The organism is Bradyrhizobium cenepequi (genome assembly GCF_020329485.1).
Taxonomy (GTDB): domain Bacteria; phylum Pseudomonadota; class Alphaproteobacteria; order Rhizobiales; family Xanthobacteraceae; genus Bradyrhizobium; species Bradyrhizobium cenepequi.
Map to the genome: position 1 here is coordinate 163180 of NZ_JAGKJI010000002.1, position 21144 is coordinate 184323.

The following is a 21144-nucleotide window of genomic DNA, read 5'->3' on the forward strand; positions in this document are numbered from 1 at the left end:
GCGTCACATCAAGCGCGTATCGCGCAGACGGCCGACGCGCAGGTCGTCGCCGATCCCACGCACGACTTGGTCGCAGCGCCAGGCATTGCCGTCGCGCTCGATCGAAAACAGATTATACGCCGCCGCCGGATAGTGATGCCGGGGCAGCGCCGAAGCCGACGGCACGCCGATCGCCGGAATCTTGCCGCTCGGCCCGTCGAACCACATCGTGGAGTGGATGTGATCATGCCCGTGCAGGATCAATTCCACGCCGTATCGTTTGAGCAGATCGAGCAGCTTGTGCGAATCCGTGAGCCGCTTGACGCGCGCATCCGAATGCAGGGGATGATGGACCAGGAGCACGCGGAATGCGCCCTCGGTCGACAACTCCGCCAGCATCCGCTCGAGCGCTGCGAGCTGAGCGTGGCCGAGCCATCCGGTCGCCATCAAGGGCGGCGTCGGCACCGCGGAGGATGTGCCGATCAGAGCCACCGGACCGCGCCGGCGCAGGAACGGAAACTGCGCGGCGCCATCTGCGCCATCGCCGCGCAGATACTCGGCGAAGGTCGTGGCGAAGCGATGCCGCGTCGCCCGCACATAGGTATCGTGATTGCCGGGAACGACGGTCACGCGATCAGGTGGGCCCACGCTGTCGAGCCAGGCATGGGCCGGCTTGAACTCCGTCTCCAGCGCCAGGTTGACGAGATCGCCGGTAATCGCAATGTGATCGGGGTGCTGCCCCTGCAGATCCGCCACCAGCGCATCCAGCACCTCGAGACGATGGTATTTGTGACGGTTGCGCGTCCAGTTCAGATAGCCGAAGGCGCGCTTGCCGGCGAGGTCGCGCAGCCGTGCCACCGGCAGCGGCGGCAGATGCGGATCGGACAGATGCGCCAACCGAAACGCCGCCATCATTCCGTCCCTGTTGGCTTGTCCGTGATATACGGCCGCGGCATGGTCATTCCCTGATGGTCCGCTTTCTATTGGCAAGCGGGCGGCCTCCACGCAAGGATCAAACGTCGTTGTCGTTCCAGTCGAGGTTTTCGTGACGATCCTGATGGATTTGCGCAAGCGATACGAGCCGCAGCTCAGGCGGGTGTTCCATCTCTATTTTCGGCTGGCCCGCGGCATGACGCTCGGCGTGCGCGCGGTCGTGCTTAATCAGGAGAACAAGGTGTTCCTGGTCAAGCACAGCTATGTCAGCGGCTGGTACCTGCCGGGCGGGGGCGTCGAGGTCGGGGAGACGCTAATGGAAGCGTTGCGGCGCGAGCTCGAGGAGGAGGGGCGCATCGAGCTTGCCGGCGCCCCGGTACTGCACGGCGTCTTCCTCAACCGCCACGTCTCCCGCCGCGACCATGTCGCCGTCTATATCATCAGGCAGTACCGCCAGGACCGCCTGCCGGAGCCGAACCATGAGATCGTGGATACCGGCTTCTTCGATCCGGCGGCATTGCCCGCCGACACCACACCCGGCACCCGCCTGCGGATCGCCGAAGTGCTCGGCGGCGGCGCGCCGATCGCCACATGGCGCTAGTGACCGCTTGTGCTAGAAGAGCCGTCCTTGAAGATCGAACGCCGCGACAGGGGCTGGATGAAACAATTGAAAACCGCCCTCGGCGTGGTGTTGCTGCTGATCCTGATCAGCAACATCTGGACGATCTCGAAATGGAACGAAAGCCGCGGCGTCTATGATGACATCTGCTATCTCCGCCAAGCGCACCTGTTCCAGCGGTTCGGGGCAAGCGGCTTGGACACGAATATCGCCCGGGATGACGACCGCTACATGCTGCGCAAGCTCCAGGATATCCACTTTCCGGATCCCGGCGATCCCGCACGCCTGCCGTGCCATACCTTCACGGCAGTATTGAACAAGGTCGTGCTGCAGTATCCGCCAGGCACCGGCTTCGTGCTCGCACTGTTTCCGCCGGGCTTTCAGGTGATCTCGCTCTATGTCGCCGCCTCAGTCGCGATTTTCGCCTTTGCGCTGCTTGGCCTCGTCCGCGCTGCCACGCGTTCCACTGTCGCGCTCGCCGGCGTGTTCGGCATTGTGGCGCTCTATCTGATGATCAATCCGACCAAGGCCAGCTATTCCGTGGCGCCGACCATGGTCGTCTGCGCGCTGGCCGGATTCCTGACGGCGCGGCTGTTTGCCAATATAGGCGCCCGTCGCATCCTGCTCGCATCGCTCGTCGGCTTGCTGATCGGACTCTCTGTCAATTTCCGGCTGCCGAACCTGTTTTTGTCGGCCGGCTATGCGGTGTTCTTCCTCATCGCCTTCCTACGCGCGAGGAACATGAACACCTTCTGGCAGGGGCTCTCGTTCGGCATCGCGTTCCTGATCGGCATGGCGCCGACACTGATCGCGAATGCGATCAATGCGGGAAGCCCGTTCTCGACCACCTATGGCGGCGTCGACGCGGTATCGCCGGAATTGAATGCGGCCGTCCTGCAGCAATATGTGCGAGACGGGCAATTCCCGTTGCTGCTGATAGCGATCGCCTGGGTGGTGGCGTTGTGGCGGTCTGAGGGGCGCGTCGCCACAAAAGAGATTGTTGCCGTGGTCGCACTCAACCTCGTCATCAACCTGATCTTCTTCATCAGTCACCCCATCTTCACATCCTATTACCTGATGCCGATCGTCATGCTGTCATTGTGGACGTTATTGTTCGCGACGCTGGATCATTGGGCGCCGAAGCTCGCGTGCGATGTTGGCTTGCCGCAAAAAGCGAGTACCTGATGGTGAGCGAGGACGTCACGGCTCGGCCAGCGACGGTGGCGATGACGGCTTCGACATTGCGCGTGGCGGTGCTCGTGCCGTGCTTCAACGAGGAAGCGGCGATCGGGACTGTGGTTGCCGATTTCCGCAAGGCGCTGCCGCAGGCGCAGATCTTCGTCTATGACAACAACTCGCGCGACCGCACCGCCGAGATCGCGCGTGCCGCCGGGGCCGAGGTCCGCAGCGAGCGCCGCCAGGGCAAGGGACATGTGGTGCGGCGGATGTTCGCCGACGTCGATGCGGATATCTATGTCCTGGTCGATGGCGACGCGACCTATGACGCGCCGAGCGCCCCGCGCATGATCGAAGCCCTGGTGAACGACCATCTCGACATGGTGGTCGGCGTCCGGATCGATCAATCCGCGGCCGCCTACAGAAGGGGCCACCGCACCGGCAACCGGATGCTGACCGGCTTCCTCTCCGCCGTGTTCGGTCACGCATTTCGCGACATGCTGTCCGGTTACCGGGTGTTTTCGCGCCGCTTCGTCAAATCCTTTCCGGTGCTGTCGGACGGTTTCGAGATCGAGACCGAGCTCAGCGTCCACGCGCTGGAATTGGCGTTGCCGGTCGGCGAGATCGAGACGCCCTATTATGCCCGGCCGGAGGGATCGGTCAGCAAGCTCAACACCTGGCGCGACGGGTTTCGGATTCTGGGAACCATCCTGAGGCTCTACCGCTCGGAAAAGCCGCTGCGGTTTTTCACCGGCATCGGGGTGGTTCTCGCGCTGATCTCGATCGTGCTGGCGATCCCGATCATCATCACCTTCATCGAGGAGGGGGTCGTGCCGCGGCTGCCGACGGCGGTGCTGTCGACCGGCCTGATGATCGTGGCGATGCTGTCGGTCTCGTCGGGGCTGGTGCTGGACACGGTGACGCGCGGCCGCCGCGAGATGAAGCTGCTCGCCTACCTGTCCCAGCCGGCCATTAACAAGAAATGACGCCGGCGATGGACCGCGCTCGATCCAGGTGCTATCTCGCGCCTCACCATGAGTGATTTGTCGCTGACCATCTTGCCGGAAACGGCGAACGACGCCCAGGCGATCGAGCGTTTGCACGAACGCACGTTCGGGCCTGGCCGCTTCGTGCTCAGCGCCTATCGGCTGCGCGAGCATGTCGACCATCTGCTCGATCTGTCCTTCACCGCGCGCATCGGCACGCTCCTCGTCGGTTCGGTCAGACAATTGCCCGTCATGATCGGCGATACACCGGCGTTGATGCTGGGTCCATTGACGGTGGAGCCGCCGTTCCGCGGCCGCGGCGTCGGCCGCGCGCTGCTCGACCGCGCGCTCTCCGATGCCAAGGCCAAAGGGCATCGCCTGGTGATTCTGGTTGGCGATGAGGCTTACTACAGCCGCGCCGGTTTCAAGGTGATCCCGAAGGGCAGGGCGACCATGCCCGGCCCGGTCGACTACAACCGCCTGCTGGTAGCCGAGCTGGTGGAGGACGCTTTCACCGACGTCTCCGGTCCGATCGGCCCCGATTGGAGCAAGGCGCGGTAGGACGCGTCGCCACCAGCCCCTCTTCCGCAAGGCGCGAAAGAGGGGGCGAGCCGGCTTAGAGCATGATCCGGAAAAGTGTGAAGCGGTTTTCCGAAAAGATCATGCTCAAACAACAACCTAAAGCGCGATGATGATTCATCCTCATCTCATCGCGCTTTAGAATTTCAAATTCGCAAACGCCCTTACGCCGATGCCGGGCATCAGCACTTGGTCCTTGGTGTAGGAGACGGAGTTACGGATGTTTTCGTTGAGCAGGTTGTTGCCAACCAAGCCAACCGTCATCTCGCGTGCGCCGAACCAGGACGGATCGAGCGTGGTCTTGTAGCTGACCTCCGCCCTCAGCAGGTTGTAGCCTGCCGTCGGCGTCTCGGCAATCGGAGCGACGTCGTTCTGTGCAAACGCGTGCAGCAGGTTGACGCGCGTAAACCAGTTGGCGTCGCGCCAATAGACGCCGCCGCCGACGCGCATCGGAGGAATGCGGGGTACGTTGGTGCCATCACTGAAGGTGGCGCGGACGATGTCGAACTGGTTCTCGATGCCCCAGATGCCGCCATTGAGTGGTCCGATATCGAGTTGGCTTTGGAATTCGCCGCCGCGGAAGGTGGCGTTGCGCTGGGAATAGACCGCCTGGTTCAATTCGCCGTCGGGCGCGCCGCAGGAATTGAAGTCCTCGTCACACATCACGCCGGTGAGCCGGCGAAAGATGAAGTTGTCGAAATGGGTGTAGTAGGCGGTCGCCTCGAAGCGGAACGGCCCAGTTGCCTTGCGCAGGCCGATCTCGACCGATTTAGCGGTCTCGATCGTCAGGTTCGGATTGCCGATGTCGAAGGTAGCGGTCGCGTCGTGCGGGCCGCGCGAAAACAGCTCTGCCGGTTTCGGCGCGCGCTCGACGTATTGCGCGGTGATGCTGCCGACGAGGTCGTAGGGGAGGTCCTGGATTAACCCGATGCTGCCGCTCTTCGGCGTAAAGGACGGATTGCGCGCGGTGCTGAACTGCGGATTTCCGTCAGGCAGGAAGTCGGCCGGAAAATCGGGCGTTGAGCCGTGCAACTCGACATGCTCGATACGGCCGGCGATCTGTGCCTTGGTTGTTTCGGAGAATTTGAACTCATTGAAGACGTAGCTGGCGACGCGGTTGTTGTTGTTCGGATTCCACAGGCCGTTGAACAGGGACCCGGGGTCGTCGGGGCTCGGAGCGGTCAATTCCTGGTGGCCGCCCTGTACGCCGAACGCCGTGGTCACCTCGGCAAAGCGCGCGTTGAACGGCATCAACTGCACCTCGACGCGGGCCTCCTGCTCCTTGTTCGTAAACGTCTGCCTGATGCCGACGCTCGAGGGATCGTCGGGATCGGCAAGCCCGATCTCGTTGTGGTGGTAGTCGGTCGCGCCGGCCCAGAACCTGATGGCGTCGATTGCCGCCGCATCCGGGCGGTACTCGCCCTTGACGGTGAACTTGGTCTGGTGGCCGTCGATCCGGGTTTGGTGATCGGCGCCATCGATGCCGGGAATCCGGTAGAGCGCGTCGTTTTGCGTAACCGCAGCGCCGATGAAGCCACCCTGGAAGAAATAAGAGGCGCCGATCGAGGCGCCATCCGCTTGCGTCGCCGAGTTCGGTTGGCGGTAGTTCACCGGCCTCGAGGTGTCGAACAGATAAGGATAGCTCGGGATATCGTAGTCGCCGGACTTGCGGCCATAGGCGTCGAGATGCACGGCGACATTGTTGCCGCCGGCGTCGAGCAGGACGCCGCCTTCGACGCTGCGATCCACCGAATTCACCGCCGTTCGTGTCTCGACGTTCATGCAGGATGACGATGCGGCCTCTGCGACCGGCGCCTTCACCGGCAGGCCGTAGGTCTGGAACGGCGCCGCCGCGCAGGTCGGCAGCGCATCGGGAACACGGTTGTTGGTGGCGCTGACCACGCCGCCGATCGAGGTCGAGCCGTAGCGCAGCGCCGCCGGGCCGCGCACCACTTCGATCTGGTTGGTTGCGAGCGGATCGATCGGGACGAAATGATCCTCGCCGAGGTCCGACGCGCCTCCGCCGCCGAGACCGTTCTCGACGATGCCGACGCGGTTGACGTCAAGTCCGCGAATGATCGGCCGGCTGGAGGCGCCGGGCGCGAAGCTCGAGCCAGTGATGCCGGGTTTGGAGAACAGGACATCGCCGAGCGTCGCGCCGCCCTCGCGGCGCAGTTCCTCGTTCGGGACCACGGTGACAGTGGCGAACTGGTCGGTCACGATCGGCAGCACACCTTGCTGTGGCGCCGGCGGGGCAGGCGGTGCGGCCGGCGCAGGCTGCGCCTGTGCCGTGCGCTCGCGATTGCGGCCGGGTGTGCTGCGCGCGGCGCGAACGGGGGTGCGCGCCGGAGCGACGGTCCGGCGATGCCGCACGATCGGGCTTGGCGCCGTGACGTTGATATCCGGCAATTGCGTTGCAAGTGCCGAGGCGGGCGCATCCTGGGCGATCGCGCCGCTGCCGAACGCGCATAGTACTAGCCAGCTTGCTCCACCGACGTGGAATGCTCGTTTTCTTTTGAATCCCATTTTCCTGATCCTGATGCCGTCGGCCAAGTCGACGCACCGATTGCGATGTCCTTTGCATCTCGCTTGACCAGCGGGCGTGCGAAGGCAGTTCGGTCAATCGATCAGGAGAGAGGTGGCGCGCGCGACTGGAACGCCCGATGGGTGGTGCCGAGATGGGCGAAGCCGGCTTCGGTGGTGAGCTGGAGGAGTTCGATCGCCTGCGGCAATAACAGCACCGGCGGCGTAGCGAACAGCATGCCGCGCGCCATCGCAATAACGGCGCAGATCGCGCAACCGTCGGCCGGCCGCTGGTGGTTATCCTGGTGCGGAAGCTGCTGCTTGTGGGCGGACGGACTCGTTGCATCCTTGCCCACGAGGTCCGCCGTACGAAGGAAGTCGTTCTGCGATGTTGCAGTCTGCAGCGCGGGAGCGGCCTGCGCCGGATGGAAGTGGCCGAACGACAGCACAAACTGAACGGCGAGCGCGAGCAGCGCCAGCCGCGCGCCAAGTTTGACGTGTTTTCGAATCCACTTCACGAATGTACGCCCACCCCCGCGACAGTGTACCCCAACCGTCCCGATGTTACATTATAACATCGGAAGGAGATGGCGGTGTCAACCGCGGCTTGGGTGAGCGTCGCACGATCGGCAAGAGCTGTGTGATTGCTGCAACGGCGACCAGATGACAGACCCTCATGGTGAGGAGCGCGTCTTCGCGCGTCTCCGGACGATGCTGCGCATCGCCTTGAGAACCATGAGGCCACGATCTCGCCCTGAGCCCATCCGTCGAGACGGCCGCGGTGCGGCCTCCTCGGGATGAGGGGGAGACAGTGGCCGGCTTCGATGGCGTGTTCGCTTACCGTCCCTCGCGTAGCCAGGTGGCGGCGAATGCACCGAGCAGCAGCAAGAGGCCGATGATCCCTGCGAACATTGGCAGCACGCCGACGCCCTTGACGACGCTGGCGTCACGCATTCTGACGCCCATCCAGCCCTCGCCGCGGAACACGCTCGACGCACGCACCGGTACGATGCGGGGCATGTCCAGGCTGGCGCCATCGACCACGCGGCGAGCATCGCCCCCGGTCGCCTGCGCCAGCGGCTTCAGCATCTCGGTCGTGGACGTGACTTCCGAAAATTCCTTCGGGTTGGTCGGGCCGACATTGACCAGCGCCTTCAGCGTGCCGTCGGTCGCCTGCCACAGACCGAGCTCGTTAGCCGGAAGCGTCGCACGCCATTCACCGGGCTCACCCTGGGTCAGCGTCAATTCGCGCGTCGCGCCGCTCGGCGAGGTCACGGTGACCGGCGGGACGCTGTCGCCCATGGTCTGGCGCACCACGGCGAGATCGTGGCCCTGGATCTGCAGCCGCAGCGCCTCCTCGTCCAGATCAGGCTGCTTCATCAGCCAGTGCGACATCCGTCTGAGCAGGTCGAGATGCGGACCACCGCCCTCATAGCCGCGCGCCCACAGCCAGATGTGGTCGGAGAGCAGCAGCGCCACGCGGCCTTCGCCGTAGCGAGACAGCAGCAGCAGTGGCTTCCCGTCGGCACCGGTCATCACGGGCTGGCCGTTAGCGTTGCGGGTATCGACGGCGCGGAAGAAGCGGCTCCAGTGCGGCGGCTCGCTGCCCGAGCCTTCCAGCCCACGTGTCACCGGATGGCGCTTTCCCGCCTCGGAAAGATGCGCATAGAACGGCTTCTCGGTGACGCCGACGGGTTCGGCCGGGAGCACCGAGTCGAGCGGCGTCCGCCAGATGCTGGTCGTGGAGGCATAGTCGGGCCCGGCGGAGACCAGCACCGCGCCACCGGAACGGACATAGCGCGCGATGTTGTCGAAATAGGCGATCGGCAACACGCCCTGCCGGGCGTAGCGGTCGAAGATGATCAACTGGAAGTCGTTGATCCTCTGCTGGAACAGTTCGCGGGTCGGAAACGCGATCAGCGACAATTCGTTGATCGGCGTGCCGTCCTGCTTCTCCGGCGGACGCAGGATGGTGAAATGCACGAGGTCGACGCTGGCGTCGGACTTCAAGAGGTTGCGCCAGGTGCGCTCGCCGGAATGTGGCTCGCCGGAAACCAGCAGCACGCGCAGCCTGTCACGAACGCCGTCGATCGCAACCACCGCGCGGTTGTTGACCAGCGTCAGTTCATTGTCGAGCGCCGACGCCTCGATCTCCACGATGTTGGGACCGGCATGCTTGATGTCGATATCGACATTGGCGGTCTGACCGCTCTGCAAGGTGCGCTCGTTGATCACCTCGCCGTCGCGACGCACGGTGATCCTGGCGCTCTGGCCGGTCACGCCCTGGTCGTCGAGCCGGTAGGTGATGGTCTGGGTCTGGCCGACGATGCCGAAGCGCGGCGCGGCCGAAATGGCAATCCGTCGGTCGCGCTCGTCCTTGCGTCCGGTGATCAGCGCGTGCACCGGCGCCTGGAAGCCGAGGGCGGCGGCGCCCGCCGGGATATCGTGTACACGGCCGTCGGTGATCAGGAAGGCGCCGGCGACACGATCGACCGGAACGTCTGATAATGCGGAGGACAATGCGCCGAACAGCTTGGTGCCGTCGGTCTCGCCGTCGGCCTGACCGGCATCGACAACGCGCACTTCCAGGCCCTTGATCTGTTTCAGGCTGTTGACGAGCGCTTCCTGCGCCTTCGCGGTCTCCTGGTTGCGCGTGCCGAAATTCTGGCTTGGACTCTTGTCGATCACGACGGCGGCGACCGAGGAGAGGGGCTCACGGTCCTCGCGCGTGAAGGACGGGTTGGCAAGCGCCAGCAAAATCAGCGTCAGCGCCCCGACGCGTATCCATGCACCGCGGGAGCGTGAAAACAACAGCAGCGCCGCTATAACGATAATCGCCGCAAGCCCGAGCCACAGCACGAGCGAGGGTACCAGCGGCGTGAAGGCAATGCCGTAATTCATGTCATTGTCCCAGGCGCTCGATCAGGGCCGGCGCGTGCACCTGGTCGGCCTTGTAGTTGCCGGTCAGCGTGTACATCACGATGTTGACGCCGGCGCGGAACGCGAATTCGCGCTGGCGCGGCTCGCCGGGGGTGAGCGGCAGCATCGGCTGACCGTCGGGCCGGATCGCCCAGGCGCCGGCAAGATCGTTGGAGGTGATGATGATCGGCGATACGCCGTCGCCGCCGCGCGCCGGCCGCTGCGCGGCCTCGTCATCGTCTTCGCGCGGCAGCGTCTCGACCCAGGTCTGGCCAGAGTTGAAGCGGCCCGGGAAGTCGCGCAGGAGGTAGAATGTCTTGGTCAGTACGTGTTCGCGCGGCACCGGCTCGAGCTCGGGCACGTCGAGCGAGGACAAGATCTCGCGCAACGTCTGCATGCCCGGCGTCTGCGAGGCACCATTGTCGCCGGCCGGCGCCTCGATGGCATCGCGGGTGTCGAACAGCACGGTGCCGCCCTGCTTCATATAGGCGTCGATCTTGTTGATGGCGTCCTGCGGCGGCTTTGGCGCGCCGGGCACGATCGGCCAGTAGATCAGCGGGAAGAAGGCGAGTTCGTCGCGTGCAGGATCGACGCCGATGGGATCGCCGGCCTCCAGCGCGGTGCGTTGCGCCAGGAACAGCGTCAGCCCGGACATGCCGGCTTTCACGATGGAGTCGACATCGGCATTGCCGGTGACGATATAAGCGAGCCGCGTCTGCGAAACCGCTTTCATGGCGAAGTCGTCGCTGTTCTCGGCGCGCGTGGCGGACGGCACCATCAATGCCAGCAGGAAAGCAAGCGCCAGCACGGCCGGAGCGGCGCGCCGTCGCCACAGCGCGGCAAGGCCGGCGCCGAGCATGGCGACCACGATCGCATCGAGCAGGAACAGACCGAGCGCCGACGACAGCAGGATGCCGCGGAGATCGCGCGGCTCGGCATTGGTGTAGCTTGCCCGCCGTGCACGCAGGCTGGACGTGTCGAGCGGGGCGATGCGGTCGGCAGTCGCGAGCGTGTTGACGGCGATCGGGGAGTCGGCCGGGCCGTAGAAGCCGGGCGGATGATCCGGCGTTGCGCGGTCGCGGTAGTCGGCCGGCATCGGCTTGGCGGTCGAGGGTGGCGGGCCGAACACGCCAAAGCCATCCAACGTGCGGAGCGGCGCCACGGTCTCGGCCTTGACTTCGCCGGCGACGCCCGCGCCAGGCTTCGAGGTGTAGCCGGACATGTCGACCAGCCGCCGCAGCATCTCGACGAACGTGCCGGACATCGGCAGATCCGACCAGCGCGAATCCGCGCCGACATGGAACAGGCTGACCACGCCCTTGCCGCGATGCTCGCCGGTGACCAGCGGCGTGCCGTCTTCCAGCGACGCCCAGCTCTTGGTGGCGAGCACGGCATCCGGCTCGGCCAGCACCTGCCGGCTCACGGTGACGTCTTTGGGCACCGGAAGACCGGCGAACGGGCCGTCGGCGGTAAACGACGCCAGATGCTGCGGCTTCTCCCAGGTCAGGCTGCCGCCGAGAATGCGGCCGCCGCGGCGTAGCTTCACCGGCACCAGATCGTCATCGGCTTGCGCCAGCCGCGGGCCGGCGAAACGCACCAGCACGCCGCCCTGATCGATCCAGGCATTGAGCCGCTCGCGAATTTCCGGCGACAGCGTGCCGACATCGGCCAGCACGATCATCGGCAATCGCTGGTCGAGGAACTGGGCGATCGCCTGCTGCGGCGCGCCGCGGTCAAGACGCACATCAGCGAATGGCGACAGCGCGCGGGAAAGGTAGAAGGTCGAGGCGAGCAGCGGCTGCGCGGTGTCGTTGGTGGCGCCGGAGACGATGCCGACAGCACGGCGCCGCCACCTCTTGTCGAGGAGCTGCACCGCGCCAGCGGAGCGCTCGCCGGCGATCTCCAGCCGGGCGATGTCGTTGCGCAGTTCGACCGGGAGATCGAACGATGCCTCGGTCTCGCGATCCTGCGGGGCGAAGGTGTAGCGCGCCTCGCCGATCGGCGCGCCCTTGGCATCCAGCGCCCGCACCGTGCCGGAGGTGATGCCGGTTTCGGTGCGCAGCACTTTCACGGTCATCTTGGCTGCGGCATTCTCCGCGGCAACGAGGGCCTGCGCGGACGGCGCGCCGCCCTCGTAGATCGTCAGCGTGCGGTTCTCGATCAGCTTGCCGAGGCCTTCGGTGAATTCCGGACCGCGCCCGGTGTCGACACCGTCGGACAGCCAGGCGATCTCGCAGTCGCCGGTCGCTTTCAGGAACCTGCCGATGGCGGGCAGCGTTTCGACGCGGTCGATCGAATAGGGCTTCGGCGCGAACTGCCGCAGCGCGACGCGCGCGGTGCCGGCCGGCATCAGCGCGATGTCGCGCTGCGATTCCGATAGCGGCACCAGCGCCACCCCGCGGCGGTCGTTGTCCGCACTGGCGATCAATTCGTCGGCGGCCCTGATCCGTGCGTCCCAGCTTGAGGCCGAGCTCCAGCCGTCATCGAGCAGGATCACGAGCGGCCCCTTGGAGGAGGCAAGCCCGGTCTGCGGATTCCAGATCGGCCCGGCCGCGGCGAAGATGACGAGTGCGGCGGCGGCAAGGCGCAGCAGCGTCAGCCACCACGGTGTGCGCGATGGCGTCTCCTCCCTGGGTTGGATATCGAACAGCAATCTGGTCGGCGGAAATTCGATGCGCCTCGGCCGTGGCGGCATCACGCGGAGCAGCCACCACAGCGCCGGCAGGCTCACCAGGCCCAGCAGCAGCATCGGTTCGGCGAAGGACAGCGGCAGGCCTGCGATCATGCGCCGAGCCCCACTTTCACGGTGGACCGTACGCTGGCCTTGCTCACGGTCATGCCGTTGTGCAGGAACAAGAGCAGCTCCGCCGCGGAGCGGTTGGTGGTGTGGATCGAGAACAGCCAGTCGAGCCGGTTGGTCTCGGCGCGGATCTCGTCACGATGCAGCGTGACGCGCGCGACATAGTCCCTGGCCCAGCTCTCGGCGCGGCCCGCGGTGATCATACTGCCCGCTTCCGGTTCGACGAATTCGACGCGGCCCGAATAGGGGAAGGTTTCCTCGGCGGGATCGACGATCTGGATCACCGTGCCGTGCGCGCCCGAGGCCGACAGCCCGGCGAGCGTGGTTCTGATCTCCGAGATTGGCGACCAGAAGTCCGACAGCACCACGATCTCGGAAAGCGCCGACGGCACGAAGGACGGCGGCAAGCTGGCGCGGGTCGCATCATCATGCAGCATCGCCTGCGCCATCTTGTCGATCACGCTGCGGCTCGCGGTCGGGTTCATCAGGCCCGGGATGCCGACGCGCTCGCCGCCGGCGACCAGCAATTCGGCCAGCGCAAAGGCGACGATCAAGCCGCGCTCGAGCTTGGAATCGCGCGCCTGCTTGGACGCGAATGCCATCGAAGGCGAGCGGTCGGGCCAGATCCAGACGGTGTGCGCTGCCTCCCACTCCTGCTCGCGGACGTAGAGATGGTCGTCGCGCGCCGAGCGCCTCCAGTCGACGTTCTGCGACGGCTCGCCGGAGACGAAGCGGCGATATTGCCAGAAGTTCTCGCCGACCCCGGCACGCCGCCGGCCGTGCAAACCATGGATGACATTGTTGGCGATGCGGCGAGCCTCGAGCACCAGGCGCGGCAGCGATACGGCGAGCGATCGGCTTTCGCCATCGGCACGTCGGATCGCGACAATCTCCTCGCCTAGGCGCTTGTTCTCAGCGGCCATCAACCGATCCGCGTCTTCAATTGCCTGATCACGTCAGGAATGGTGCGGCCTTCCGCGCGCGCGGTGTAGGTCAGTGCCATGCGGTGCTTGAGCACGGGCTCCGCGAGATCCAGCACGTCGTCGATCGAGGGCGCGAGCCGTCCGTCGAGCAGGGCGCGGGCGCGGACGGCGAGCATCAAGGCCTGGCTGGCACGCGGGCCTGGTCCCCAGGCGATCAGCTTCTCGCCTTCGGGATTGGGCCGCGCGGCGCGCACCAGCGACAGGATGGCGTCGACGACGGAATCGCCGACCGGCAACCTTCGCACCAGCCGCTGTGCGCTGAGCAGGAGTTCCGCGTTCATGGCGGCCTTCGCCAGCGTTTCTTCGGCGCCGGTGGTCTCGAACAAAATGCGCCGTTCGGCCTCACGGTCGGGATAATCGACGTCGATCTCCATCAGGAAGCGGTCGAGCTGCGCTTCGGGCAGGGGATAGGTGCCTTCCTGTTCCAGCGGGTTCTGCGTCGCCAGCACATGGAACGGCTTGGGAAGATCATGGCGCGCGCCCGCAACCGTGATGTGCTGCTCCTGCATGGCTTGCAGCAGCGCCGATTGGGTACGCGGGCTGGCGCGGTTGATCTCGTCGGCCATCAGAAGCTGCGCGAATACCGGACCTGCAATAAAGCGGAACGAACGCTTGCCGGCGCTGCTCTCGTCGAGCACCTCGGCGCCGAGGATGTCCGACGGCATCAGGTCCGGCGTGAACTGGATGCGTTTGCTATCGAGGCCGAGCGTGATGCCGAGCGTCTCCACGAGCTTCGTCTTGGCAAGGCCAGGAACCCCGATCAGCAGCGCATGTCCGCCGGACAGGATCGTCACCAGGGTGTTCTCGATCACCCGGTCCTGGCCGAAAATAACGGTCGAAATCGCCTCTTTCGCCGTACGGATCTGTCCAGCCACCTGCTCGGCCGAGCGGACGATCACGTCTTCCAGCTTTTCGACACTCTCTGCACCAGCCATTCCGTGCTCCTTCTTGACGATGCAACCTCGCGTCGTCACGTCATCGGCCCCATGCTAAGCATAAGTGAAGGCCATGTATTCGTTGAATTAAACTATCCCCACCTTAACGGGTTTTCAGGGTATGAACGCCATCACGATGTGGCGAGAACCGCATCCCGCGCACATCTGGGGTACGTGCACCAATCGTGCCAGATTAAGGCCCTCAACCTTAAGGCAAACCATGGCGAACGAAGGGCAAATAAGCCGTCAGGGCCTGGAAGGGCTGACCGCCGCGGCCACCAATGCCGCGAACACAAAATCCGCCGGAGGCAAGGGTCTTCCCCCCGTGCATTTATGGAATCCGCCATTCTGCGGCGATCTCGACATGCGAATCGCCAGCGACGGTACATGGTACTACATGGGAACACCGATCGGCCGGCCGGCACTGGTGCGCCTGTTCTCTACCATCCTGAAACGGGAGGACGGCAAGTACTTCCTGGTGACTCCGGTGGAGAAGGTCGGCATCCGCGTCGATGATGCGCCGTTTCTTGCGGTCGAGATGCAAAAGGACAAGGACACGCGCGGGCGGCTGCTCAGGTTCCGTACCAATGTCGACGACTGGGTTGATTGCGACGCCGCCCACGCCCTTCGTTTCGAGCCGGCCGATGATGGCGGGCTCACGCCATATCTGCATGTCCGCGCCGATCTCTGGGCCAAAGTCACCCGTCCGCTCTACTACGATCTTGTTGACATGGGGGAAGAGCGGATGGTCGATGGTCATCCGATGTTCGGAATCGAATCTGGCGGCGCGTTCTTTGCGATGGCGGACGCGAAAGAGGTGAGGGACGCGCTTTGAACGAGCCGATGCTGAAGACGGAGCCGGCGGCGATCAACTCGGCGGAGTTTTTCGCGCGCAGCCGCGCGCGGCTGAGTTTCGACGTCCCCCCCGGCCTGGTCGATCCCAACATCATTCCGAAGACCGGCGACTCCGGCAACGACCGCATGCTCGAGATCGTCGCGCGCGAACAGCCAGTGCGGCCGGCCGCGGTGCTGATCCCGGTGGTCGATCACGATGAGCCGACGGTGCTGCTGACGCAGCGCTCGGAGCATCTGAGCAGCCATGCCGGCCAGATCTCGTTTCCCGGCGGCAAGATCGATGCGACGGATACCTCTCCGCTCGATGCCGCGCTGCGCGAGGCCGACGAGGAAGTCGGGCTCACGCGCGACTTCATCGAGCCGATCGGCTATCTCGATCTCTATGGCACCGCATTTGGTTTTCGCATCCTGCCGACGGTGGCGCGGGTGAAGCCCGGCTTCAAGCTCAAGATCAACGAGGGCGAGGTCGTCGACGCGTTCGAGGTGCCGCTTTCGTTCCTGATGAATCCGGCGAACCACCAGCTCCACAGCAAGGAATTTCGCGGCATCGAGCGCTCCTATTATGCGATGCCTTTTGCCGAGCGCTATATCTGGGGCGCCACAGCCGGGATCTTGCGCGTGTTGTACGAACGGATCTACATGCCATGATCCGTCCGGTATTGACCGAGATCGGAATTTTCCTGATCCCTTTCGCGGTCTATGCCTTGTTCCTCATTGCAACGCGCTCCGGCGTCTTCGCGAAGTCTTCCTGGCCGCTGCCTTTGATCGCGAAACTGGCGCTGGGAGCGCTGCTCCTGGTCGTGGCCAGTTTCATGATGCTCGCGCACTTCTCGGGCGCGCCGCCGAATTCGACCTATATCCCTGCGCATATCGAGAATGGCAAGCTCGTGCCCGGAGCCGAGAAATGACCCACGCACCCGCGCTTGAGCAGGCGCCATGGCTGAGATCGGGACCCACGGCGCGCGTGCTCGCGCTGCTCAATGCCGATGGTGAGGAAGCGCGCGTGGTCGGCGGTGCCGTGCGCAACGCGCTGTTGCACAGACCGATCGGCGACATCGATCTCGCGACTACGGCGCCGCCGGAGGAGGTGATGCGCCGCGCCAAGGTCGCCGGGATCAAGAGCGTGCCGACCGGCATCGAGCACGGCACGGTGACGCTGGTCGTCGACAAGCATCCGTTCGAGGTCACGACCCTGCGCGAGGATACCGAAACCTATGGCCGCAAGGCCAAGGTCGCGTTCGGCCGCGACTGGGCGCGCGATGCCGAGCGGCGCGATTTCACCATCAACGGCCTTTCGGTCGATGCCAAGGGCGTGGTGCACGACCATGTCGGCGGGCTCAACGATATCGCCGCTCGCCGCGTGCGCTTCATCGGCGATCCCGGTCAGCGCATCGCCGAAGACTATCTGCGCATCCTGCGCTTCTTCCGCATGCATGCAGCTTACGGCGCCGGCGACCCCGATCGCGCCGGTTATCTCGCCTGCATCGCAGGCCGTGCCGGTTTGGCGCAGCTTTCGGCGGAGCGCGTGCGAATGGAAATGCTCAAGCTCGTGATCGCCGATGGCGCGGTGGTCGCGGTCACTGCGATGGCCGATGGCGGTCTCTTGCAGATGATCCTCGGCGGCGTCGGCTATACCGGGCCGTTCGCAGCGATGATCGCGGCCGAGCGCGAGCTCGGCCTCGAGGCAAGTGCGGTCCGCCGGCTGGGCGCGCTCGCACTCGCCATCATCGAGGACGCAAGGCGCGTGGCCGCAAAACTGCGGCTCACCAATGCGGAGGCGAAGGCGCTGGAAGCGATGGCGGATCGCTGGTGGCAGCTCGCCAGCATCGACGAAACGTCGGCGCGCCGCTGGCTCTACCATCTCGGCGAGGCGGCCTATCTCGACCGGCTGATGCTCGCTTGGGCGCGGACGAGCGATAGCCACGACATCGGTCATTGGCGCGAACTGGCGCGCCTGCCGCAGCGTTGGCAGGCGCCGAAATTTCCGCTGAAGGCGGCCGATTTCATTGCGCGCGGGATTGCCGAAGGGCCTGCGCTCGGCCATCTACTGACGCAGGCCGAGCAGGCTTGGCTTGCCGCGGAGTTTCCGCTCGACCGCACCGTGCTCTCGGCGATCGCCGATGAGACCGTCGCCCGTTTCACCCACGACAACCGATTGTGATACCGCCGTGGTCACGGGCGGTATGGTGATGATCTGATCGGTGCTGACGCAACGTAGTAGCCCGGGTTGTGCTGCGCTCCACCCGGGATACAAGGTTGCTCACCTTCCCTGAGCGCCAAAACTTCGACGCCGCCCGGTTTTGCGAGCCAGGCCGCATCGCAGGCAGGCTTATGCGACCTTGCCCTTGCGGCGATCGTCTTCGTCCTCGTCGTTGTCTTCTTCCTCTTCCTCTTCCTCTTCCTCTTCCTCGTCGTCGTCCTCTTCCTCGTCATCGGGATTGGCGGCTTCGAGGACGGCGAGGGGAAGCGTTTCCCGAAACAGATCGCCGTCGATACCCATCCAAATGCACTCGACCGAGTCCTCGTTGACTTCGGCCACCGTAATCGGGTGCCCACCCGATTTCAGCATCACCACATCGCCTGGCTTCAGTTCCATGGTTCACCCTTCCTTGATTGACGCGGGCAAGCTACAGAGCTGTCATGACAGTCCGATCACGGACTACCGCCGCTATCGGATTTTGATGGGGATTGGTTGCGGGGCGAAGCGCAAGCGTCGTACCGATCCGCGCCGGGAAGCAATTCCGTCAGGGCACGGATGATCCGATCCGGCCTGACGATCGATCCCGCGGGAAGACCGTCGCTGTGCACGTCGATCCAGATAGAGTAGATGCCAAGCCGCTGCGGCGCCACGACTTCCCATTCCAGATTGTCGCCGATCATCCAGGTGTCCGGCGCGCTGACACCGAGCGCATCCATCGCGTGCCGATAGGCGCGCTCTTCCGGCTTGCCGAAGCCGTGCTCGCCTTCGATCTGGATGTGATCGAAGCGGTGCGACAGCGCGAAGCGCTCGATCTTGGCGCGCTGCATCAGCGCGGCGCCGTTGGTGACGAGCGCGAGCTTGATGCCGAGTGCCCGCAAGCCGTCTATCGCGTCGTGCGCGCCGGGAAAGACGAAGATGCTTTCCTCGCGAAACGTTGTGAACCGATCGGCGATCCGGATCGCGAGATCGTCTGAGAGGGACCGGTGGCCGCTCGCATGAAGCGCGGCCAAGCCGCCCCTGACAGTTTCGCGGCGCGCTTCATCGAGCTTCAGGCGCCAGATCGGCTCCGCCGTGGACCAGAATTTCCGAGCGAAAGCGAGGATCGCCGCTGCAACCACCGGCGGATCAAGCGGCGCCAATTCATCGGCGAATTCGGCCGCGATCGTGTTCCAGGCGATCTCGGGCCGGCCATAGGCCGACAGGATGGTGTCGTCCATGTCGATCAGCATGGCGCGGGGAAATTTGGTCACGATGGCGATCTCACGGCCACTTCGCATGCGGCGGCATCGACGACAGGATCGAATCGACATTGCCGCCGGTCTTCAGGCCGAAAATGGTGCCGCGGTCGTAGAGCAGATTGAACTCGACGTAGCGGCCGCGCCGGATCAGTTGCTCCTCGCGGTCGTCAGCGGTCCATGCCGTCGCAAAATTGCGCCGGACCAGTTCGGGATAGATCTTCAGGAACGCGCGGCCGACATCCTGGGTGAAGGCGAGGTCGGCGTCCCAGTCGCCGCTATCGTGCCAATCGTAGAAGATGCCGCCGATGCCGCGCGCTTCCTTGCGATGCGGCAGGTAGAAATAGTCGTCGCACCATTTCTTGTATTTTTCGTAACTTGCGATCCGCACATGCGCATCGCAGGCCGATTGCATCGCCGCATGGAAGGCGAGCGTATCCGGATCGCCCTGTGTGCGCCGCCGGTCCAGGACCGGTGTGAGGTCGGCGCCGCCGCCGAACCAAGCCTTGGTGGTGACGACGAAGCGGGTGTTCATATGCACCGCCGGCACATTCGGATTGTGCAGATGCGCGATCAGCGAGATGCCCGAAGCCCAGAACCGCGGATCATCCGCCGCGCCCGGGATCTGGGCGCGGAATTCGGGCGCGAACTCGCCATGCACGGTCGAGCAGTGCACGCCGACCTTCTCGAACAGGCGCCCGCGCATCATCGCCATCACGCCGCCACCACCGGGCTTGCCGGTGTGGTCGGTGCGTTCCCACGGCGTGCGCGCGAAGCGGCCGGCATCGCCGGGATAGAGCGAAGCAGGCGCGTCGTCCTCCAGCCGCTCGAAGGCTGCGCAGATATCGTCACGCAACACTTCAAACCATGTTCTTGCACGCGCCTTGCGCTGTTCGATGGCGGATTTTTCCATGACTTCAGGCTTCCGGTCCGAAATAGGTGCAGCTCTCATTGCAGCTGTCGCGGTGCACGCTGACGCGCGTGACCTTGCCCGCATGCTGCACCAGTTCGAAGATGAAGCGCGACAGGTTTTCGAGGGTGGGTTGTCCAAGCGCCTCGATCTTGTTGAGGAACTTATGGTCGAGCGTCTTCTGCGCCTCGGCCATCGAACGTTCGAGCAGGCCGAGGTCGAGCACCATGCCGGTTGCTGGGTCCGGCGTGCCGCGCACAGTCACTTCCGCGCGAAACGAATGGCCATGGATCTCCTCGCTGCTCGCGCCAAGCGTCGTTCCGGAGAGCGCATGCGCAGCCTCGAAGCGGAATGATTTCGTCAATTCCCACATCCTGAAAGTCCAGCTCCTATCTGATACCCAGCGTTTTGTGCGTCTGCACGCTCAGCCGCCATTGCGGGTGTCGCAAGCAGTACGCGACAGCGCGCGCGGTGTTTTCAATCGCGTCAGGTCCGTCCATCGGCTGCAGCGAGAAGCGCTCGAAATCGAGATCGACGAAATCTTCCGGCGCGGCGTGCTCCTGAGGATAGACCAGCTTCAATTCGTTCCCTTTCCGTACCACGAGCTCCGCGCCGGCCTTCGGGCTGACGCAGACCCAATCCAGCCCGTCTGGCGGTGCAATCGTGCCATTGGTCTCGACGCCGATGGCAAAGCCGCGCGCATGCAGGGCCTCGATCAGTGCCGCATCGACCTGCAATAGCGGCTCGCCGCCGGTCAGCACGACATAGCGGCCGACATTATCGCCTGTCCATTGCTCGGCGATGATATCGGCGAGCGCTGCGGCGCTCGCATAGCGCCCGCCAAGCGTGCCATCGGTGCCGACAAAATCGGTGTCGCAGAATTGGCAGGTTGCGCTGGCGCGATCCTGCTCGCGGCCGCTCCACAGGTTGCAGCCGGCAAAGCGGCAGAACACCGAGGCGCGGCCGGCATGCGCGCCTTCGCCCTGCAAGGTCAGAAAAATCTCCTTGACCGCGTAGCTCACGGAAACTCCTTCAGCTGCAGGCTGCGGGTCTGCCGCAAGGCCTCGCCAATCGCCATCGCTGCCGACATCGCGACATTGAGCGAGCGCAAGGGCGGCTTGATCGGGATCGCCAGCCGCGCATCGGCCGCGGCCACCACCGCGTCGGTGACCCCTGCGGATTCGCGCCCGAATAACAGAATATCGGAAGCGGCATAGCGAAAATCGAGGTAGGAACCGGCAACCTTGGTCGTGAACAGAATCAGCCGATAGCCCGCCTCGCGACGCCATTCTTCGAATTTCGTCCAGGAATCATGGCGCATCAACCGGACGTGGTCGAGATAGTCCATTCCCGCCCGGCGGAAATGCCGGTCGGAGGTCGGAAAGCCCGCCGGCTCGATGATATGGGCTGCTACATCCAGGCACGCGCACAGCCGCAGGATGGTGCCGGTGTTCTGGGGAATATCGGGCTGGAAGAGCGCGATCTGCATGGCCGTAGCGCTTGGTTAAGTCC

21 protein-coding genes are annotated in these 21144 nt (G+C 64.7%); 8 read left to right on the forward strand and 13 right to left on the reverse strand.

From position 1 onward, the window contains the following. Positions 1-3 precede the first annotated feature (3 nt). The gene (locus J6497_RS04115; RefSeq protein WP_225702951.1) at positions 4-891 is read right to left on the reverse strand and encodes a metallophosphoesterase family protein; all 888 of its coding nucleotides are present in this window, start codon (positions 889-891) and stop codon (positions 4-6) included. Between the two features lie 145 nt (positions 892-1036). On the opposite strand from J6497_RS04115, the gene J6497_RS04120 reads away from it, so the two are divergent. Genes J6497_RS04120 through J6497_RS04135 form a run of 4 tightly spaced genes read left to right on the forward strand, consistent with a single transcriptional unit; the run spans position 1037 to position 4254 of the window. Beyond that, positions 1037-1513, forward strand: a complete 477-nt coding sequence (locus J6497_RS04120) for an NUDIX domain-containing protein (protein ID WP_225703217.1) — start codon at positions 1037-1039, stop codon at positions 1511-1513. Positions 1514-1540: 27 nt separating this feature from the next. Beyond that, complete coding sequence (locus tag J6497_RS04125) at positions 1541-2716, forward strand: hypothetical protein (RefSeq protein WP_225702952.1); 1176 nt, start codon at positions 1541-1543, stop codon at positions 2714-2716. Further along, on the forward strand, positions 2716-3693 hold the full coding sequence (locus J6497_RS04130) for a glycosyltransferase family 2 protein (RefSeq protein WP_376708161.1): 978 nt from the start codon (positions 2716-2718) through the stop codon (positions 3691-3693). The genes J6497_RS04125 and J6497_RS04130 overlap by 1 nt, the downstream gene beginning before the upstream one ends. A gap of 48 nt (positions 3694-3741) precedes the next feature. Next, positions 3742-4254, forward strand: coding sequence for a GNAT family N-acetyltransferase (locus tag J6497_RS04135; protein WP_225702953.1), 513 nt, complete (start codon positions 3742-3744; stop codon positions 4252-4254). A gap of 156 nt (positions 4255-4410) precedes the next feature. Here the strand turns inward: J6497_RS04135 and J6497_RS04140 are convergent, their stop codons facing one another. The 6 genes from J6497_RS04140 to J6497_RS04165 form a co-directional block, all read right to left on the reverse strand. Beyond that, positions 4411-6798, reverse strand: a complete 2388-nt coding sequence (locus J6497_RS04140) for a TonB-dependent receptor (protein WP_225702954.1) — start codon at positions 6796-6798, stop codon at positions 4411-4413. A 101-nt stretch (positions 6799-6899) separates the two neighbouring features. Next, a complete protein-coding gene (locus tag J6497_RS04145; protein WP_225702955.1) occupies positions 6900-7313 on the reverse strand; it encodes a DUF2946 family protein in 414 nt (137 codons plus the stop codon). 319 nt (positions 7314-7632) lie between these two features. Beyond that, the gene (locus tag J6497_RS04150) at positions 7633-9696 is read right to left on the reverse strand and encodes a hypothetical protein (RefSeq protein ID WP_225702956.1); all 2064 of its coding nucleotides are present in this window, start codon (positions 9694-9696) and stop codon (positions 7633-7635) included. Position 9697: 1 nt separating this feature from the next. Further along, positions 9698-12499: a DUF4159 domain-containing protein gene (locus tag J6497_RS04155; protein ID WP_249793358.1), complete on the reverse strand. Its 2802-nt coding sequence runs from the start codon at positions 12497-12499 to the stop codon at positions 9698-9700. Further along, positions 12496-13437 (reverse strand): DUF58 domain-containing protein, encoded by a 942-nt coding sequence (locus J6497_RS04160; RefSeq protein WP_225702957.1) that lies wholly within the window; start codon positions 13435-13437, stop codon positions 12496-12498. Before J6497_RS04160 ends, J6497_RS04155 begins: the two co-directional genes overlap by 4 nt. Beyond that, positions 13437-14432, reverse strand: a complete 996-nt coding sequence (locus J6497_RS04165) for an AAA family ATPase (RefSeq protein ID WP_225702958.1) — start codon at positions 14430-14432, stop codon at positions 13437-13439. The genes J6497_RS04160 and J6497_RS04165 overlap by 1 nt, the downstream gene beginning before the upstream one ends. 220 nt (positions 14433-14652) lie before the next feature. Between J6497_RS04165 and J6497_RS04170 the strand changes: the two genes are divergently transcribed. From J6497_RS04170 to J6497_RS04185, 4 genes are read left to right on the forward strand one after another with little or no spacing between them, the layout of a single operon-like run. Then, positions 14653-15267 carry a DUF1285 domain-containing protein gene (locus J6497_RS04170; protein WP_225703220.1) on the forward strand — a complete coding sequence of 205 codons (615 nt, stop codon included), beginning with the start codon at positions 14653-14655 and terminating at the stop codon, positions 15265-15267. 8 nt (positions 15268-15275) lie between these two features. Beyond that, complete coding sequence (locus J6497_RS04175) at positions 15276-15935, forward strand: CoA pyrophosphatase (RefSeq protein ID WP_376708162.1); 660 nt, start codon at positions 15276-15278, stop codon at positions 15933-15935. After that, the gene (locus tag J6497_RS04180; protein ID WP_225702960.1) at positions 15932-16195 is read left to right on the forward strand and encodes a DUF6111 family protein; all 264 of its coding nucleotides are present in this window, start codon (positions 15932-15934) and stop codon (positions 16193-16195) included. Before J6497_RS04175 ends, J6497_RS04180 begins: the two co-directional genes overlap by 4 nt. Beyond that, complete coding sequence (locus J6497_RS04185; protein WP_225702961.1) at positions 16192-17448, forward strand: CCA tRNA nucleotidyltransferase; 1257 nt, start codon at positions 16192-16194, stop codon at positions 17446-17448. Before J6497_RS04180 ends, J6497_RS04185 begins: the two co-directional genes overlap by 4 nt. A gap of 168 nt (positions 17449-17616) precedes the next feature. Here the strand turns inward: J6497_RS04185 and J6497_RS04190 are convergent, their stop codons facing one another. The 6 genes from J6497_RS04190 to J6497_RS04215 are packed head-to-tail and all read right to left on the reverse strand — an operon-like array spanning position 17617 to position 21121. After that, positions 17617-17883, reverse strand: coding sequence for a YodC family protein (locus tag J6497_RS04190; RefSeq protein WP_225702962.1), 267 nt, complete (start codon positions 17881-17883; stop codon positions 17617-17619). 56 nt (positions 17884-17939) lie between these two features. Then, complete coding sequence (locus J6497_RS04195; RefSeq protein WP_225703221.1) at positions 17940-18716, reverse strand: HAD family hydrolase; 777 nt, start codon at positions 18714-18716, stop codon at positions 17940-17942. Between the two features lie 31 nt (positions 18717-18747). Next, positions 18748-19635, reverse strand: coding sequence for an oxygen-dependent coproporphyrinogen oxidase (gene hemF / locus J6497_RS04200; protein ID WP_225702963.1), 888 nt, complete (start codon positions 19633-19635; stop codon positions 18748-18750). A gap of 4 nt (positions 19636-19639) precedes the next feature. After that, positions 19640-20005: a 6-pyruvoyl trahydropterin synthase family protein gene (locus tag J6497_RS04205; RefSeq protein WP_225702964.1), complete on the reverse strand. Its 366-nt coding sequence runs from the start codon at positions 20003-20005 to the stop codon at positions 19640-19642. A gap of 16 nt (positions 20006-20021) precedes the next feature. Next, positions 20022-20654: a 7-carboxy-7-deazaguanine synthase gene (gene queE, locus J6497_RS04210; RefSeq protein ID WP_225702965.1), complete on the reverse strand. Its 633-nt coding sequence runs from the start codon at positions 20652-20654 to the stop codon at positions 20022-20024. Beyond that, positions 20651-21121: a tRNA (cytidine(34)-2'-O)-methyltransferase gene (locus J6497_RS04215; RefSeq protein WP_225702966.1), complete on the reverse strand. Its 471-nt coding sequence runs from the start codon at positions 21119-21121 to the stop codon at positions 20651-20653. Before J6497_RS04215 ends, queE begins: the two co-directional genes overlap by 4 nt. Positions 21122-21144: the final 23 nt, after the last annotated feature.

Excerpts from the sequence above, each read along its gene's own strand:
- J6497_RS04185 (WP_225702961.1), top strand. The coding sequence starts at position 16,192 with ATGACCCACGCACCCGCGCTTGAGCAGGCGCCATGGCTGAGATCGGGA.
- J6497_RS04165 (WP_225702958.1), bottom strand. The coding sequence starts at position 14,432 with ATGGCTGGTGCAGAGAGTGTCGAAAAGCTGGAAGACGTGATCGTCCGC.
- J6497_RS04190 (WP_225702962.1), bottom strand. The coding sequence starts at position 17,883 with ATGGAACTGAAGCCAGGCGATGTGGTGATGCTGAAATCGGGTGGGCAC.
- J6497_RS04150 (WP_225702956.1), bottom strand. The coding sequence starts at position 9,696 with ATGAATTACGGCATTGCCTTCACGCCGCTGGTACCCTCGCTCGTGCTG.
- J6497_RS04175 (WP_376708162.1), top strand. The coding sequence starts at position 15,276 with ATGCTGAAGACGGAGCCGGCGGCGATCAACTCGGCGGAGTTTTTCGCG.
- hemF (WP_225702963.1), bottom strand. The coding sequence starts at position 19,635 with ATGGAAAAATCCGCCATCGAACAGCGCAAGGCGCGTGCAAGAACATGG.
- J6497_RS04140 (WP_225702954.1), bottom strand. The coding sequence starts at position 6,798 with ATGGGATTCAAAAGAAAACGAGCATTCCACGTCGGTGGAGCAAGCTGG.
- J6497_RS04135 (WP_225702953.1), top strand. The coding sequence starts at position 3,742 with ATGAGTGATTTGTCGCTGACCATCTTGCCGGAAACGGCGAACGACGCC.
- J6497_RS04115 (WP_225702951.1), bottom strand. The coding sequence starts at position 891 with ATGGCGGCGTTTCGGTTGGCGCATCTGTCCGATCCGCATCTGCCGCCG.
- J6497_RS04120 (WP_225703217.1), top strand. The coding sequence starts at position 1,037 with ATGGATTTGCGCAAGCGATACGAGCCGCAGCTCAGGCGGGTGTTCCAT.
- J6497_RS04130 (WP_376708161.1), top strand. The coding sequence starts at position 2,716 with ATGGTGAGCGAGGACGTCACGGCTCGGCCAGCGACGGTGGCGATGACG.
- J6497_RS04195 (WP_225703221.1), bottom strand. The coding sequence starts at position 18,716 with ATGCTGATCGACATGGACGACACCATCCTGTCGGCCTATGGCCGGCCC.
- J6497_RS04170 (WP_225703220.1), top strand. The coding sequence starts at position 14,653 with ATGGCGAACGAAGGGCAAATAAGCCGTCAGGGCCTGGAAGGGCTGACC.
- J6497_RS04155 (WP_249793358.1), bottom strand. The coding sequence starts at position 12,499 with ATGATCGCAGGCCTGCCGCTGTCCTTCGCCGAACCGATGCTGCTGCTG.
- J6497_RS04160 (WP_225702957.1), bottom strand. The coding sequence starts at position 13,437 with ATGGCCGCTGAGAACAAGCGCCTAGGCGAGGAGATTGTCGCGATCCGA.
- J6497_RS04180 (WP_225702960.1), top strand. The coding sequence starts at position 15,932 with ATGATCCGTCCGGTATTGACCGAGATCGGAATTTTCCTGATCCCTTTC.
- J6497_RS04215 (WP_225702966.1), bottom strand. The coding sequence starts at position 21,121 with ATGCAGATCGCGCTCTTCCAGCCCGATATTCCCCAGAACACCGGCACC.
- J6497_RS04205 (WP_225702964.1), bottom strand. The coding sequence starts at position 20,005 with ATGTGGGAATTGACGAAATCATTCCGCTTCGAGGCTGCGCATGCGCTC.